General features: G+C 63.7%; 12 protein-coding genes. 5 read left to right on the top strand and 7 right to left on the bottom strand.

What is annotated here, in order from left to right; translation table 11 throughout:
* Window positions 1–19: 19 nt before the first annotated feature.
* Entirely contained in the window at window positions 20–2,617 is a 2,598-nt protein-coding gene (gene acnD, locus BC1002_RS16725) for a Fe/S-dependent 2-methylisocitrate dehydratase AcnD (protein ID WP_013091178.1), read from the bottom strand.
* 182 nt (window positions 2,618–2,799) lie between these two features.
* The gene (gene prpC, locus BC1002_RS16720; protein WP_013091177.1) at window positions 2,800–3,969 is read right to left on the bottom strand and encodes a bifunctional 2-methylcitrate synthase/citrate synthase; all 1,170 of its coding nucleotides are present in this window, start codon (window positions 3,967–3,969) and stop codon (window positions 2,800–2,802) included.
* A 244-nt stretch (window positions 3,970–4,213) separates the two neighbouring features.
* Here prpC and prpR point away from each other — a divergent pair, with 244 nt between their 5' ends.
* Window positions 4,214–6,172 carry a propionate catabolism operon regulatory protein PrpR gene (prpR, locus tag BC1002_RS16715; RefSeq protein WP_013091176.1) on the top strand — a complete coding sequence of 653 codons (1,959 nt, stop codon included), beginning with the start codon at window positions 4,214–4,216 and terminating at the stop codon, window positions 6,170–6,172.
* 33 nt (window positions 6,173–6,205) lie between these two features.
* Here prpR and BC1002_RS16710 read toward each other — a convergent pair whose 3' ends face one another.
* The 4 genes from BC1002_RS16710 to BC1002_RS16695 form a co-directional block, all read right to left on the bottom strand.
* Window positions 6,206–6,682, bottom strand: a complete 477-nt coding sequence (locus BC1002_RS16710) for a hypothetical protein (protein ID WP_013091175.1) — start codon at window positions 6,680–6,682, stop codon at window positions 6,206–6,208.
* Window positions 6,630–7,016 (bottom strand): glycoside hydrolase family protein, encoded by a 387-nt coding sequence (locus tag BC1002_RS39740; RefSeq protein WP_420798763.1) that lies wholly within the window; start codon window positions 7,014–7,016, stop codon window positions 6,630–6,632. The genes BC1002_RS16710 and BC1002_RS39740 overlap by 53 nt, the downstream gene beginning before the upstream one ends.
* Before the next feature lie 923 nt (window positions 7,017–7,939).
* Window positions 7,940–8,422: a hypothetical protein gene (locus BC1002_RS16700; protein WP_013091174.1), complete on the bottom strand. Its 483-nt coding sequence runs from the start codon at window positions 8,420–8,422 to the stop codon at window positions 7,940–7,942.
* Window positions 8,419–9,189, bottom strand: a complete 771-nt coding sequence (locus BC1002_RS16695; RefSeq protein WP_013091173.1) for a hypothetical protein — start codon at window positions 9,187–9,189, stop codon at window positions 8,419–8,421. Before BC1002_RS16695 ends, BC1002_RS16700 begins: the two co-directional genes overlap by 4 nt.
* 244 nt (window positions 9,190–9,433) lie before the next feature.
* Between BC1002_RS16695 and BC1002_RS16690 the strand changes: the two genes are divergently transcribed.
* From BC1002_RS16690 to BC1002_RS16680, 3 genes are all read left to right on the top strand, one after another.
* A complete protein-coding gene (locus BC1002_RS16690) occupies window positions 9,434–10,516 on the top strand; it encodes a tartrate dehydrogenase (RefSeq protein WP_013091172.1) in 1,083 nt (360 codons plus the stop codon).
* Window positions 10,517–10,720: 204 nt separating this feature from the next.
* Complete coding sequence (locus tag BC1002_RS16685) at window positions 10,721–11,707, top strand: M14 family metallopeptidase (protein WP_013091171.1); 987 nt, start codon at window positions 10,721–10,723, stop codon at window positions 11,705–11,707.
* A 372-nt stretch (window positions 11,708–12,079) separates the two neighbouring features.
* A complete protein-coding gene (locus BC1002_RS16680) occupies window positions 12,080–13,438 on the top strand; it encodes an MFS transporter (RefSeq protein ID WP_013091170.1) in 1,359 nt (452 codons plus the stop codon).
* A gap of 120 nt (window positions 13,439–13,558) precedes the next feature.
* Here the strand turns inward: BC1002_RS16680 and BC1002_RS38895 are convergent, their stop codons facing one another.
* A complete protein-coding gene (locus BC1002_RS38895) occupies window positions 13,559–13,969 on the bottom strand; it encodes a LysE family translocator (RefSeq protein ID WP_238537982.1) in 411 nt (136 codons plus the stop codon).
* Here BC1002_RS38895 and BC1002_RS36350 point away from each other — a divergent pair.
* Window positions 13,851–14,165: an Lrp/AsnC ligand binding domain-containing protein gene (locus BC1002_RS36350; RefSeq protein WP_083788736.1), complete on the top strand. Its 315-nt coding sequence runs from the start codon at window positions 13,851–13,853 to the stop codon at window positions 14,163–14,165. The genes BC1002_RS38895 and BC1002_RS36350 overlap by 119 nt on opposite strands.
* Window positions 14,166–14,226: the final 61 nt, after the last annotated feature.

Below are 14,226 nucleotides of genomic sequence, written 5' to 3'. Positions count from 1 at the left end.
CAAAGAGCGCTTCAAGCCATCAAGCCGCCGCCCTGGTCGACTCGAGAAAGTCCTGCGCGAAACGCTGCAGCACGCCGCCGGCTTCGTAGATCGACACTTCTTCGGCCGTATCGAGCCGGCACGTCACCGGCACTTCGACACGCTCGCCGTTGCGGCGATGAATCACCAGCGTCAGATCGGCGCGCGGCTTGCGCTCGCCGATCACGTCGAAGGTCTCGGTGCCGTCGATGCCGAGCGTCAGGCGATTCACGCCCGGCTTGAATTCGAGCGGCAACACCCCCATGCCGACCAGGTTCGTGCGGTGAATCCGCTCGAAGCCTTCCGCGACGATTGCTTCGGTGCCCGCGAGCCGCACGCCCTTCGCGGCCCAGTCGCGCGACGAACCCTGACCATAGTCGGCGCCCGCGATCACGATCAGCGGCTGCTTGCGTTCCATATACGTTTCGATCGCTTCCCACATGCGCGTGACCTTGCCCTCGGGCTCAATGCGCGCGAGCGAACCGGCCTTCACCTGGCCGTTCTCCAGCACCATCTCGTTCTTCAGCGTCGGGTTCGCGAAGGTCGCGCGCTGCGCGGTCAGGTGATCGCCGCGGTGCGTCGCGTACGAATTGAAGTCCTCTTCGGGCAGGCCCATCTTCGTCAGGTACTCGCCGGCCGCGCTGTCCGGCAGAATTGCGTTCGACGGCGAAAGGTGGTCCGTCGTGATGTTGTCGCCGAGCACGGCCAACGCGCGCATGCCCTGCAGCGTGCGCTCGCCGGCGAGCGCCCCTTCCCAGTACGGCGGACGGCGAATATAGGTGCTTTGCGCGCGCCAGTCGTACAGCGGGTCGGCCTTCGCGCCGGTGTCGGCGGACAGCGCGAACATCGGTTCATACACCTTGCGGAATTGCTCCGGCTTCACGCTCGCGGCGACGATCGCATCGATCTCCGCATCCGACGGCCACAGATCTTTCAGCGTGACCGCATGACCGTCGGCATCGACGCCGAGCACGTCCTTTTCGATGTCGAAGCGGATCGTGCCCGCGATCGCATAAGCGACCACCAGCGGCGGCGATGCGAGAAACGCCTGCTTCGCGTACGGATGGATGCGGCCGTCGAAGTTGCGGTTGCCCGACAGCACGGCGGTCGCATACAGGTCGCGCTCGATGACTTCCTTCTGGATCACCGGGTCCAACGCACCTGACATGCCGTTGCACGACGTGCACGCATAGGCGACCACGCCGAAGCCGAGCTGTTCGAGTTCCGGCAGCAGCCCTGCCTCTTCCAGATACAGCGTGACCGCCTTCGAGCCCGGTGCGAGCGAGCTCTTGACCCACGGCTTGCGCACGAGTCCGCGCCGGTTCGCATTGCGTGCGACGAGGCCCGCCGCGATCATGTTGCGCGGATTGTTCGTGTTGGTGCAGCTCGTGATCGCGGCGATGATCACCGCGCCGTCCGGCATCAGTCCTGGCTCGTTCTCCACCTTGCCGCTCACGCCGCGCGCGGCCAGCTCCGACACCGGCAAGCGGCGATGCGGATTCGACGGCCCCGCGAGCGTGCGCACCACGGTAGACAGATCGAACTTCAGCACGCGCTCGTACTCGGCGCGCTTCAGCGTATCGGCCCACAGGCCCGTGTGCTTTGCGTACGTTTCGACGAGTTTGACGAGTTCGTCGTCGCGGCCGGTCAGCTTCAGATAGCGAATGGTCTGCTCGTCGATGTAGAACATTGCGGCGGTCGCGCCGAACTCGGGCGCCATGTTCGCGATCGTCGCGCGATCGCCCAGAGTCAGGTTCGCCGCGCCCTCGCCGTAAAACTCCAGGTATGCGCCGACCACCTTCTGCTTGCGCAAAAACTCGGTCAACGAAAGCACCACGTCGGTCGCGGTGATGCCCTCGCCCGGCTTGCCGCTCAGCTCGACGCCGACGATATCGGGCAGCCGCATGTACGACGCGCGGCCGAGCATCACGCTCTCCGCTTCGAGACCACCGACGCCGATCGCGATCACGCCGAGCGCATCGACCATCGGCGTATGCGAGTCGGTGCCGACCAGCGTGTCGGGAAACGCGACGCCGTCCTTCACCTGCACGACCGGGCTCATGCGTTCGAGGTTGATCTGATGCAGGATGCCGTTGCCCGGCGGAATCACATCGACGTTGCGGAACGCGCGCTTGGTCCAGTTGATGAAGTCGAAGCGGTCTTCGTTGCGCCGGTCTTCGATCGCGCGATTCTTCGCGAACGCGTCCGGATCGAAACCGCCGCACTCAACGGCGAGCGAGTGATCGACGACCAGCTGCGTCGGCACCACCGGATTCACGAGCGACGGATCACCGCCTTGTGCGGCGATCGCATCGCGCAGACCCGCCAGATCGACGAGCGCGGTCTGACCCAGAATGTCGTGGCACACGACGCGGGCCGGAAACCACGGGAAATCGAGCTCGCGTTTGCGCTCGATGATCTGTTTCAGCGAAGCGGTCAGCGTCACCGGATCGCAGCGGCGCACCAGGTTCTCGGCGAGCACACGCGACGTGTACGGCAGCTTGTCGTAGGCGCCGGGCTCGATCGCGTCGACCGCGGCACGCGTATCGAAGAAGTCGAGTTCGGTGCCCGGAAGGCGTTTGCGGTTGGCAGTATTCATGGCGTAGGGACAGGACGGTTATCGGCCGCCGGACGATGTGCCGGCGACGTCCGGGAGCGCGTCGCTCGCGCGGCCGGACGGGCAGTGCAGGTAGTTTAGCTCGCTGCTGACGGGTGCTGAATTGCGATTGTTCGATGCTTCCACTGGAGCGGCCGCGCGATGCGTGCCGCTCCTGGCTCACGTCAAACGCGCTTCGCCAGCGGCACGAACGGCAGGTCGTCGGGACCGGTGTAATTCGCGCTCGGCCGGATGATCTTGTTGTCGATGCGCTGCTCGATGATGTGCGCGCTCCAGCCTGCCGTACGCGAGATCACGAACAGCGGCGTGAACATCGCGGTCGGCACGCCCATCATGTGGTACGACACCGCGCTGAACCAGTCGAGGTTCGGGAACATCTTCTTCGCTTCCCACATCACCGATTCGAGCCGTTCGGCGATAGAGAACAGTTTCGTGTTGCCCGCTTCCTTCGACAGCTTCTTCGCGACTTCCTTGATGACCTTGTTGCGCGGGTCCGAGATCGTGTACACCGGGTGGCCGAAGCCGATCACGACTTCCTTGTTCTCGACGCGGCGGCGGATGTCGGCTTCGGCTTCGTCGGGCGTCTGGTAGCGCGACTGGATTTCGAACGCGGCTTCGTTGGCGCCGCCGTGCTTCGGGCCGCGCAGCGCGCCGATCGCGCCGGTGATCGCCGAGTACATGTCCGAGCCCGTGCCCGCGATCACGCGGCCCGTGAACGTCGACGCATTGAACTCGTGCTCCGCGTACAGGTTCAGCGACACGTGCATCGCATCGACCCACGCCTTCGACGGCTCGACGCCATGCAGCAGATGCAGGAAATGGCCGCCGATCGAATCGTCGTCGGTTTCGACCTCGATGCGCTTGCCGTTGTGCGAGTAGTGATACCAGTACAGCAGCATCGAGCCGAGCGAGGCCATCAGCTTGTCGGCGATGTCGCGCGCACCGGGCAGGTTGTGATCGTCCTTCTCCGGCAGCACCGTGCCGAGCACCGACACGCCGGTGCGCATCACGTCCATCGGATGCGCGGCGGCCGGAATCCATTCGAGCGCGGCCTTCACGTTGGCGGGCAGGCCGCGCATCGACTTCAGCCTGGTCTTGTAGGCGGTCAGTTCGGCCTGCGTGGGCAGCTTGCCGTGGACCAGCAGGTAGGCGACCTCTTCGAATTCGCACGCCTCGGCAATGTCGAGAATGTCGTAGCCGCGATAGTGCAGATCGTTGCCGGTCTTGCCGACCGTGCACAGCGCGGTGTTGCCCGCGGTCACGCCCGACAGCGCGACGGATTTCTTCGGTTTGAAAGCGCCTGTGTTCGGGGTGCTGTTGTCTGCTTCGCTCATTTGGATTGTCTCCGGGAAAGGATTGGAATTTGGGTCATTGTTTCGACTGGGCTGCCTAGAACGCAAGTAACGGGCCAGGCTGCATGTCGCCGCCTAAGTGCCTGATTTGGCGCTGGTCTGCCGAACCAATCTCGCGGACCCGCCGCACGCTCGATTTCATTAATGAAACTGCGAATTTCAAATTGGGAACGAATGCTCGCATAATGGAGCCTCCGAACCAACCCGCCGCCGCGAGCCGTCCACCTTGAGCACTTCTCTTTACGAACCGCCGCAGCGTCCGCGCGTCTGGGCGCTCAGCATCAGCCGCCTGCGCGATCTGTTCTTCGACATCGCCGGCGAATACGTGGATCGCGCGGATGTCCGCATCGTGTCGCATGCGTTCGAGGACGCGGTGCGCGAGATCGAAGGCGCGGGCGCCGCGCGTCCCGACGTCGTGCTAGCGGGCGGCTCGAATGGCGCGTATCTGAAGACGCGCGTGTCGGTGCCGGTCGTGCGCATCAGTCCGACCGGCTACGACGTGATGCATGCGCTCGCGCGAGCGCGTCGCGAAGGCGCGCGCGTCGCGCTCGTCACGCACGGCGACACCCCCGACGAAGTGCGCCGTTTCACCGCCGCGTACGCGCTCGACGTCACGTTCGCGTCGTATCAGTCCGCGCAGGACGCCGAGAGTGTCGTGCTCGATCTCAGCGATCGCGGCATCGACGTCGTGGTCGGCCCGGGCATGGTCACCGATCTCGCCGCCAACGCGGGCATGGACGCGGTGTTTCTGTACTCGCGCGCGTCGGTGCGGGCCGGCTTCGACACCGCGCTCGAAGTCGCGCAGGCGACGCGCCGCGAAACCGTGCGGCGTCAGCGGCTCGACACGTTGCTACAGCATCTGCGCGACGGCGTGGTCGCGCTCGATGCGCAAGGCCGCGTCGAACTGATGAACCAGCGGCTCGCGAGCGTGCTCGGCATCGATGCCGCGAAGGCCGTCGGCCGCGCGCTGCTCGAACTCGCGCCGGACCTCGCGGGCAGTCTGCCCGACGCGGAGGGCGACAGCTTCTGCACCGTGCGCGGCGCTAGCTACGTCGTGCATCGCGGGCCGCTCGCGAGCAGCGGCGCGGCGCCGGGCACCGTGCTGACGTTTCAGGAATCGCGCGCGGTCGAGCGGCTCGACCGCACGCTGCGCGCGCGTCAACGCGTGCAGCAGTTCACCGCGCGCTACCGGCTCGACGATATCGTCGGCGCGTCGGAATCGATCGAACGGGTGCGCGCGCTGGTCGCGCGTTATGCGAGGTCGGACGCGACCGTGCTGATTCTCGGCGAGAGCGGCACCGGCAAGGAGATGGTCGCGCAGAGCATGCATCAGCTGAGCGCGCGGCGCGACTTCGCGTTCGTCGCGATCAATTGCGGCGCGTTTCCGGAGGCGCTGCTCGAAAGCGAGCTGTTCGGCTACGAGGAAGGCGCGTTCACCGGCGCGCGCAAGGGCGGCAAGGCGGGGCTGATCGAGGTCGCGCATCGCGGCACGCTGTTTCTCGACGAGATCGGCGAGATGCCGTTGCCGTTGCAGAGCCGTCTATTGCGCGTGTTGCAGGAGCGCGAGGTGGTGCGGCTCGGGTCGACGGAGCCGATGCGCGTCGATATCCGCGTGGTCGCGGCGACGCATCGCGCGCTGACCGACGCCGTCGCGGCCGGCAGTTTCCGCGCCGATCTGTACTACCGGCTCAACATCCTCAGCATCGCGCTACCGCCGCTGCGCGAGCGGCCGAACGACCTGCTGCCGCTCGCCGCCGAACTGTTGCGCCAGGCGGCCGCGCGCGAGCCGAGGCTCGCGGCGCGCGTGCCCGACGCGCAGACCGCCTCGTGCATGCTCGAGGGTTTGGGGGCGGCGTTGCGGCGCTATGCGTGGCCCGGCAATGTACGCGAGTTGCAGAACGTGATCGAGCGGATCGTGGTTGAACTCGCGGATAGCGACGCGGACACGGATGAAAGCGCGGCGCTCGTCACGCGCGACATGCTGCGCGTGATCGCGCCGGAAATCGTCGAGCCCATCACGCGCGCGAAGCCGGCGGCGCTGACGCTGCGCGAGCGCAGCCGTCATGTCGAGGCCGATGAAATCCGCGCGGTGCTCGCGGCTCACGAAGGCGATCGCGATGCGGCTTGCGCCGCGTTGGGGATCAGCAAGACGACGTTGTGGCGTAAGTTGAATGGCGGGCGGTAGGTGTGGGGCGTGGTTGCCAACGGTGCGCCGGAGCTACGGCTGCACTGCCCGCACGATCACGCCGTTCCAGCCGAATACGACGCGATGCGCATCCATGCGGAATACGGCCGCGCAATTGTCGCTGTCCAGCAGTAGGGTCTTCCGGGGCAAGCCCGTATCGTCGAGGTTGATACCGTAATAGTCCTTGAGCTTCGGCCCGGTATCGACGGAGCGGAGACTGAAACCGCCGTGCGGACGACAGCGCTCGCCGGCGAATTCGATCTGATCGGTCGATAAGCTCAGCACCTTGCCGAGCAGTCTTTTTGCCTCGGGTATGCCACCGGAAACGTCGCTGTATCCGACCACATCGGTAACGGTCCATTTTCCGTTGAATGATGACGGGTGGTCGTGGGGCCGGCCGCGAAGCAGGTGGTGGTAGTCAGGCAAATTGCTAACGCCAAGTACAGTGGTTTGAGCATCACGGCCGTTGCTTCCTGACGGGCGCCGATTCCCGCACTCGTCGATTCGCAAGACCCTGGCTCCTGCGCGGCGAGCCAATCGGGCGCCCCCGCCGATCGCGTGGGGTTACCATCACGTTGAGAGACATATGCTGCGCAACCGCATCCATATCGCCCCGATTTGCAAGGTCCAACGCCTCTCGTGTATTCCGATTCGTCGAGTTGTATGCGAAAGAGACTGCCGCGTCGAACTGCGCTTGAGTCAGTGCGTACTCTGTGACCGTGGCCCTGACGAGCCGCTCGGCGTCGTGAACGCGCGCCGTCAAGATAGCGTTCACCTGCTCAGGTAAGACCGCGCGCTGCAACTCTGCAGATGTGCAGGGTCCGAAGTGCGCCAGAGTTCCCACGCCCCATGTGCAGTTCCGTTGATGGGCGCATCGTTGTAATAGCGCATGACCACGCCCTCGTTGACCCTCAGTGCAGCGTAACCTTCTGGGCTCATCTTCATTGCGTCGTTTGCGCGCGGCATATCTGCTGCCGTGGCGTCATCTCCCGCGCAATCGGCTGCCCGAACATCATGCGGCCCCTTGATGCATCACGCATTGCGCTTTTTGACGACTTGCGTTGGCGTCGCACGAATCGCCTACTCAGCGTCGATCTCGAGCGTCTCGAATTCCACAGCCAGCTCAGCGCCGGCAGTTGCGAGGACTAGTGCTACTTGCGACCCGGGCGTCTCCGAAAATTGCTCGCTTTTAGAAAGCATCGCGCGCGCGAGATCGTAATTCGTGTCCCCCGGAGTGAGAATCCATGCACAGCTTGATGTCAGACTGACCGAGCGCAATCACGTTTAGTAGTGCGACACCGAGCCTCCGCGAAAATTCTTCGTCGAGTTTGAAATCACATTCCTCGAGAAGGATCGGCATTCCGATTTCCCGGCAAGCAACGGAGCAAGGCTGGCTGCGTCAACGGTTTGCACCGCGAGCCGTTGACGGTCCTCTGTATAGGTTAGAACCACAGAATACGGCGGATGAGTAGCCATCAATTTCCTCTGCATTGTTGATAGTTCTGGAATGCCTGGGTTCTGCATACCTCGATGCCTCGTGTAGCGCCCACTGCGGCAGCCACTGCGTTGCACAGGTCAAGGTCTCCTTCGTGCTGCGCCAGCATTCGGCCTTGTGAAATTCGTCACGAAGTTCTACATGCACCGTCGAGCGACCGTAGGAGTTCCGACTTCGCTGAGTCAATACCGGCTACGGAAACTATCCTTAGCATCGCGCTACCGCCGCCGCGCGAGCCGCCGAACGACCTGCTGCCGCTCGCCGCCGAGTCACTACAAGGACGAGGGATCGACCTTGCCACCTTCGATCACAAAGTGCTTCGCATCGGGATTCGACGGGAACAGGCGCCAGTCCTCATCGTCAGCTATCGCATCCGCAAGAATTACTAGACGCATACCTCTCGCCAGTGAAATAACGGCATTACCGTTCTCGCCCGCCTCGATATCCAAAACAGCCGTTGGGCCTTGATTCACAAGGAGATCGCGGATTCGATGTGTTGTTGTTCTCGTACTCTCCTCAGATGCGGCAAAGTCCGAGTGAGACGTAACAATCGCGTTTCCTTGCTCGATGCGCCAGTCACACTGAATATGTAGCGCCCAATCGCCCAGATGCTTGATGGTGCCTCTGCTTGTCCTTACCTCCCGAAGCGGCCCGAACTGTAACGTAAGCATGTCAGTCGCGTGCGCCACTCCGCTAACGTCAAGCCCGATCAAAGTGGAAAGGTGACGTGCTACCTGCTCTTTCGTATCGATCATTTCGATTTGTCTCCAAACAAGTCCAGGGCGCGCTCCACCATGCCGTGATACTCAAGATCATCTTCCTGGATATCGTAGTGAAGGCGGCGTGCCTCATCCTTGTTCAGTCCAAGTGCCTTGACTACCGCCTTAAATTGCTTGTTCTGTGCCTGATTGTTACCGGGCCGACCATCGGCGCCGGCGAGCTGCATAGCGTCGGCATCCGGCATGTCGGGCTGATAGTTGAACGGCTGGGCATTGCTAAGATTCTGCGGCGCGCGCGGGTTCTTGCCATAGAGCAAGCTTGCCATTTCGGTGCTAGTCGGTTGCGGGCGCGCTGGGACTGGCCGCGAAGCCCTTTCCGGCTGCTCCCGTATCGCCTGCACGCACTTTCGCATCTCGTCCCGCTCAGGGACAAAGATCAGACTACCGTCCTTCACCTCGTTGTACAGGGCTTTGGCAACCTCATCGTCTCTCATCCTGTACATATGAAAGCGGTTGTCGCTCCGGCCGAGCATATCCCGCAACTCGTACGACTGGTGCGACAGCAGCATGGATGGGCTATATCGCAGCCACGCTGCTCGCGCTTCCTCCATGCCCTGCACAATGTCGTCGTGTGCTTCGCGGGGTACGCTCGCCGGCAATGCAAAATGGAACCACCGGTCCACGTCAAACAGCCAGGGAGACCTGATGTGAAGGTTGAACGATCTATAAAGGCTGATCGAGAAGAAACGTCCGTACCGCCTTTCACGGACCTCATGGTACGAACCCAGGGAAAGCGAAGTCATCGTGCCTCACAGCCAATGAAGGAGGCCCGATTGTGCAACAAGACACCATCCCAAAAAACCCCTCGTTCAGCCTCGCACGAGGTGCGTGCCGCGCCTGCCTCGTCGCGCAAATTCTTAAGTCATCGGATCAATATGCACATCCATCGCCGCCTCCGCCGTAACGACAAACCGCACGAACAAACGCACCACGAATAAAATAACCGTCACCGAATCCCCAAACCAAATTCCCAAGGAGGAGCCCAGCATGGCGAACAAATACCGGATTGCCGTCATTCCCGGCGACGGCATCGGCGTCGAGGTGATGCCCGAAGCGCTGCGGGTACTCGAAGTCGCGACGCAACGCTTCGGTATCGAACTCGAGTATCAGCACATCGAGTGGGCGAGCTGCGACTATTACGCGAAGCACGGCAAGATGATGCCGGACGACTGGAAAGCCCAACTGCAATCGGCCGACGCGATCCTGTTCGGCGCGGTCGGCTGGCCCGACACCGTGCCCGATCACATCTCGCTGTGGGGGTCGCTGCTGAAGTTTCGCCGCGAGTTCGACCAGTACGTGAATCTGCGTCCGGCGCGCCTATTTGCGGGCGTACCGTCGCCGCTCGCGGGACGCAAGGCCGGCGACATCGATTTCTGGATCGTGCGCGAGAACACCGAGGGCGAGTATTCGTCGGTGGGCGGCGTAATGTTCGAAGGCACCGAGCGCGAGTTCGTGCTGCAGGAGTCGGTGTTCACGCGGCACGGCAGCGAGCGCGTGCTGAAGTTCGCGTTCGATCTCGCGCAGCGCCGCGCGCGCAAGAAAATCACCGTCGCGACGAAGAGCAACGGCATCGCGATCAGCATGCCGTGGTGGGACAAATGCGCGGCCGGCGTCGCCGCGCAGTATCCGGACGTCACGTGGGACAAGCAGCACATCGACATCCTGTGCGCTCGCTTCGTGCTGAACCCGGACCGTTTCGACGTGGTCGTCGCGACCAATCTGTTCGGCGACATCCTGTCCGATCTCGGCCCCGCGTGCACGGGTACGATCGGCCTCGCGCCATCGGGCAATCTGAATCCGGACCGCAAGTTTCCGTCGCTGTTCGAGCCGGTGCACGGGTCGGCCCCCGACATCGCCGGCAAGCACATCGCGAATCCGATCGCGATGATCTGGTCGGCCGCGATGATGCTCGACTTCCTCGGTCATTCGAGCGGCAAGGAACGCGACGCGCACGACGCGATCCTGAAAGCGATCGAGGCGACGTTGATCGAAGGTCCGCACACCGGCGACCTCGGTGGCAAGGCAAGCACGAGCGAAGTCGGCAAGGCGATTGCGGCGAAACTCGCGTGATATAAAGAACGCGCCGGGCAGAAGATCAGAGCGCTCAGCGAATGCCCGGCTAGCGATCATTCACAATCAAGTGAATACGGCGCAACGCGCAGATGCGCCGTTATCGAGAATTGCGCCGCTCGTAGAGTGACCATTCGCCCGCTTGCGCCACGAGGGCATCCGCACGTCATTGATATCTGTTCACGATTCACCTGGGACGCCGCTATGAGCCGAGAAGCCTATCCGATCGAAGTCGAATTCCCCGATATCGCGCAGCACGAGCAATCGTCGTCGGGCATTGCATACGTCCACACGTTCGATTCGGGCATGCCCGGCCCGCACGTGATGATCAACGCGCTCACGCACGGCAATGAAGTGTGCGGCGCGATCATCGTTGATGAGCTGCTGCGTCGCGCGCTCCGGCCGCGACGCGGGCAGCTCACGCTGTCGTTCGCGAACGTCGCCGCGTACCGGCGCTTCGATCCCAAGAATCCGGACGCCGCGCGCTTCGTCGATCAGGACTTCAACCGCGTGTGGACGGCGGCGGTGCTCGACGACACGTCGCGCACGTCGAGCGAACTGAAGCGCGCGCGTGCAATGCGCCCGGTGATCGACTCGGTCGACGCGCTGCTCGACCTGCATTCGATGCACGAGCGGTGCAAGCCGCTGATCGTCGCGGGACCGCTGGAAAAAGGCATCGACCTCGCGGTGCGGCTCGGTACGCCCGCCACGGTGATCTGCGACGAAGGGCATCCCGAAGGCCGCCGCATGCGCGACTATGAAGGGTTCGGAGATGCCGCGAGCCCGAAGAACGCGCTGCTGATCGAATGCGGCCAGCATTGGGAGCGCAGTGCGGTAGCGGTCGCGCGCGATACGACCGCGCGCTTCCTGCTGCTGGCTGGCGTGGTCGACGAAACGGATCTGCCGCCGGGGTGGCTCGCGCCGTTGCCGCCCGAGCAGAACATCGTGCGCGTGACACAGCCGGTCGTCGCGACCAGCATGGACTTCAGCTTCGCCGCGGCGTACACCGGACTCGAGGTTTTCGCCAAGGCGGGCGCCGTGATTGGCTGGTCGAACGGCGAAGAGGTGCGCACACCCTACGACAACTGCATGCTCGTGATGCCATCGCTGCGGCAGTTGCGCCCCGGTGTGACCGTCGTGCGGCTGGGACGAATCGAGCGGACGGTGGCCCGTCCCGGGGTGACGGGCTGACGGGCGCTTGTCTCGAAGCCGTTTGCCGCCCGTTTCGGCGCGTTGATCTTGGCTCGCCTGGCGCCTTCTCCGGCCCGTTTGCCGCGCGCCGCGTTTCACGCATCGGCGCGCGTGAAACTCGGGTATTCCCCCGTTGACCGGATTGATTTCATTCCTTACAGTGGCGCGCGTTCGCGTAGAGAATCACCGTTCTATGTACGAACAACTTTCCTCGCCCGGCGCGATTCCGTCAAGCCGATCCGTCCGGGTATGATTCATTGCCGATGCATGGCCAATTTGGCCTGCTGCAGGCAGCGTGCGCCGTTGCCAGACGGCGTACAGTTTGAGAAGAATCGCTCGTCGTGTCGGGCCTTTCGCTGTCAGGAGACCATCATGAACCGCAGCCCCGCTGTGAACGTTCAAACCTTCATTAACGAGCATCCGTTTTCGCCGTTCCAGTGGCTGATCTTTTTCATGTGCTTCATCATCGTCCTGCTCGACGGTTTTGACACTGCTGCGATCGGATTCATCGCGCCTTCGCTGGTCACCGAATGGGGCATCGAGAAGCCCGCGCTCGCGCCGGTGCTGAGCGCCGCGCTGTTCGGCCTCGCGTGCGGCGCGCTCGGCTCGGGCCCGCTGTCCGACCGCCTCGGGCGTCGCTCGATGCTGATCGGCTCGGTGCTGCTGTTCGGCCTTGCCTGCCTCGCGTCGGCATTCTCGACCAGCATCGACCAGCTGACCGTGCTGCGCTTCATCACCGGCGTCGGCCTCGGCGCCGCGATGCCGAACGCGGTCACGATGATGGGCGAGTACTGCCCGGACAGGCGTCGCGCCACCGTGATCAACCTGATGTTCTGCGGCTTCCCGCTCGGCGCCGCGTTCGGCGGTTTCCTCGCCGCGTGGATGATTCCGCATCTGGGCTGGCGCAGCGTGCTGATCCTCGGCGGCGTCACGCCGCTGTTGCTGCTGGTGCTGTTGCTCGCCAAGATGCCGGAGTCGGTCCGCTACATGGTCGCGAACAACAAGCCGGCCGATCGGATTCGCGCGGCGCTCGCGCGCATTTCCGGCGACGCGGTGCAGGCCGTCGGCTTCACGATGACCGAAACCGCGCCGCAAACCGGCGGCAAGGGTCTCGGCGTCGTGCTGTCGCGTTCGTACATCGTCGGCTCGGTGATGCTGTGGCTCGCGTACTTCATGGGCCTCGTGATCTTCTACGCGTCGATCAACTGGATGCCGATCCTGCTGAAGGACGCCGGCCTCACGCCGCAACGCGCGACGCTGATCTCCGCGCTGTTCCCGTTGGGCGGCGTCGGCGCGGTGCTGGCCGGCGTGCTGATGGACCGCTTCAACGCGAACCGCGTCATCGCGGCCTGCTATGCGCTGACCGCCATTAGCGTGTACTTCATCGGTCAGGCGGCCGGCAACGTCGGCGCGCTCGTGCTGATCGTGTTCATCGCCGGCGTGCTGATGAATACCGCGCAATCGTCGATGCCGGCGCTCGCCGCCGCGTTCTACCCGACCGCGGGCCGCGGCACGGGCGTCGCGTGGATGCTCGGCGTCGGCCGCTTCGGCGGCATCGCGGGCTCGTTCCTCGTGGCCGAGCTGACGCGCCGCCACTTCTCGTTCGGCGGCATCTTCACGACGATCGCGGCTGCGGGTCTGCTGTCGTGTGTCGCGCTGCTGATCAAGCAGGCGGCACGCCCGCAAGCGTCGGAAGCTGGTGCGTCGAAGACGCAATCGTTCGGCCATTGAGCGTGCCATGAAATGTGCCCGCTAGCGGACCGGTAACGGTTCGATCGACTGGTAAGCCAGAAGCCGCCCTGCGAGTCGCAGGGCGGCTTTTTATTTGGCTGAAGGCGTGGAATTTCGCGCTTATTTGAACGAGAGGAGTTGCTCGACACACAGCAGCACGGCAATCAGAACCATCGCCGCGCCCGAAACCTGGCTAACCCTGCGCGCGACACTCGGACGCGTGCGCAAAACCACCTTCGAGCCGAGTCCGACGACCGAATAAACCAACGCGCAATTGGCTATGTGCAGCAAACCCAACGCGCCGATCTGCACCGGAATCGACCACGCGTCGGTGGCACGCGTGAATTGCGGCAGCAACGCGAGAAACAGCAGCAGCGCTTTCGGATTGAGGCCGCTCACCGCGAAGCCGCGGATGGACCAGTCCAACGCCGCTTCAGGTGCGCGCTCGGCGGCTACCGTCGGCACCGCGGAGCGAGCAAGAATGGTGCCGCCGACCCACAGCAGACAGCCCGCCCCGACAAACCTCAACACGGAGAGCATTCCGGAGATCACCCGGGCCGAGCGTCTGTTCGGCGATCCCGATTACATGCTGCACGTCGTCACGCGCGATCTGAAGGCGTTCCAGATGCTTTACGACCGCTATCTGTTGACGCTGCCCTGCGTGCTGCGGCTGTCGTCGACGCTGGTCATGAAAAGTATCTTCGAGGATCGGCCGCTGCCGCTGTGACGCATCACGGTCGCGCCGATTCGCCTGCGGCATTGTGATCTACCGCAACAAAATGCACCCC

It is taken from the genome of Paraburkholderia atlantica (assembly GCF_000092885.1).
Classification (GTDB): Bacteria; Pseudomonadota; Gammaproteobacteria; order Burkholderiales; family Burkholderiaceae; genus Paraburkholderia; species Paraburkholderia atlantica.
This window is presented reverse-complemented; position numbering and strand designations above follow the sequence as displayed.

What these genes read in the sequence shown, in the direction of transcription:
- acnD (WP_013091178.1), bottom strand. Translation starts at nt 2,617, where the DNA reads ATGAATACTGCCAACCGCAAACGCCTTCCGGGCACCGAACTCGACTTC.
- prpC (WP_013091177.1), bottom strand. Translation starts at nt 3,969, where the DNA reads ATGAGCGAAGCAGACAACAGCACCCCGAACACAGGCGCTTTCAAACCG.
- BC1002_RS16700 (WP_013091174.1), bottom strand. Translation starts at nt 8,422, where the DNA reads ATGATCGATACGAAAGAGCAGGTAGCACGTCACCTTTCCACTTTGATC.
- BC1002_RS16695 (WP_013091173.1), bottom strand. Translation starts at nt 9,189, where the DNA reads ATGACTTCGCTTTCCCTGGGTTCGTACCATGAGGTCCGTGAAAGGCGG.
- BC1002_RS16690 (WP_013091172.1), top strand. Translation starts at nt 9,434, where the DNA reads ATGGCGAACAAATACCGGATTGCCGTCATTCCCGGCGACGGCATCGGC.
- BC1002_RS16685 (WP_013091171.1), top strand. Translation starts at nt 10,721, where the DNA reads ATGAGCCGAGAAGCCTATCCGATCGAAGTCGAATTCCCCGATATCGCG.
- BC1002_RS16680 (WP_013091170.1), top strand. Translation starts at nt 12,080, where the DNA reads ATGAACCGCAGCCCCGCTGTGAACGTTCAAACCTTCATTAACGAGCAT.
- BC1002_RS36350 (WP_083788736.1), top strand. Translation starts at nt 13,851, where the DNA reads ATGGACCAGTCCAACGCCGCTTCAGGTGCGCGCTCGGCGGCTACCGTC.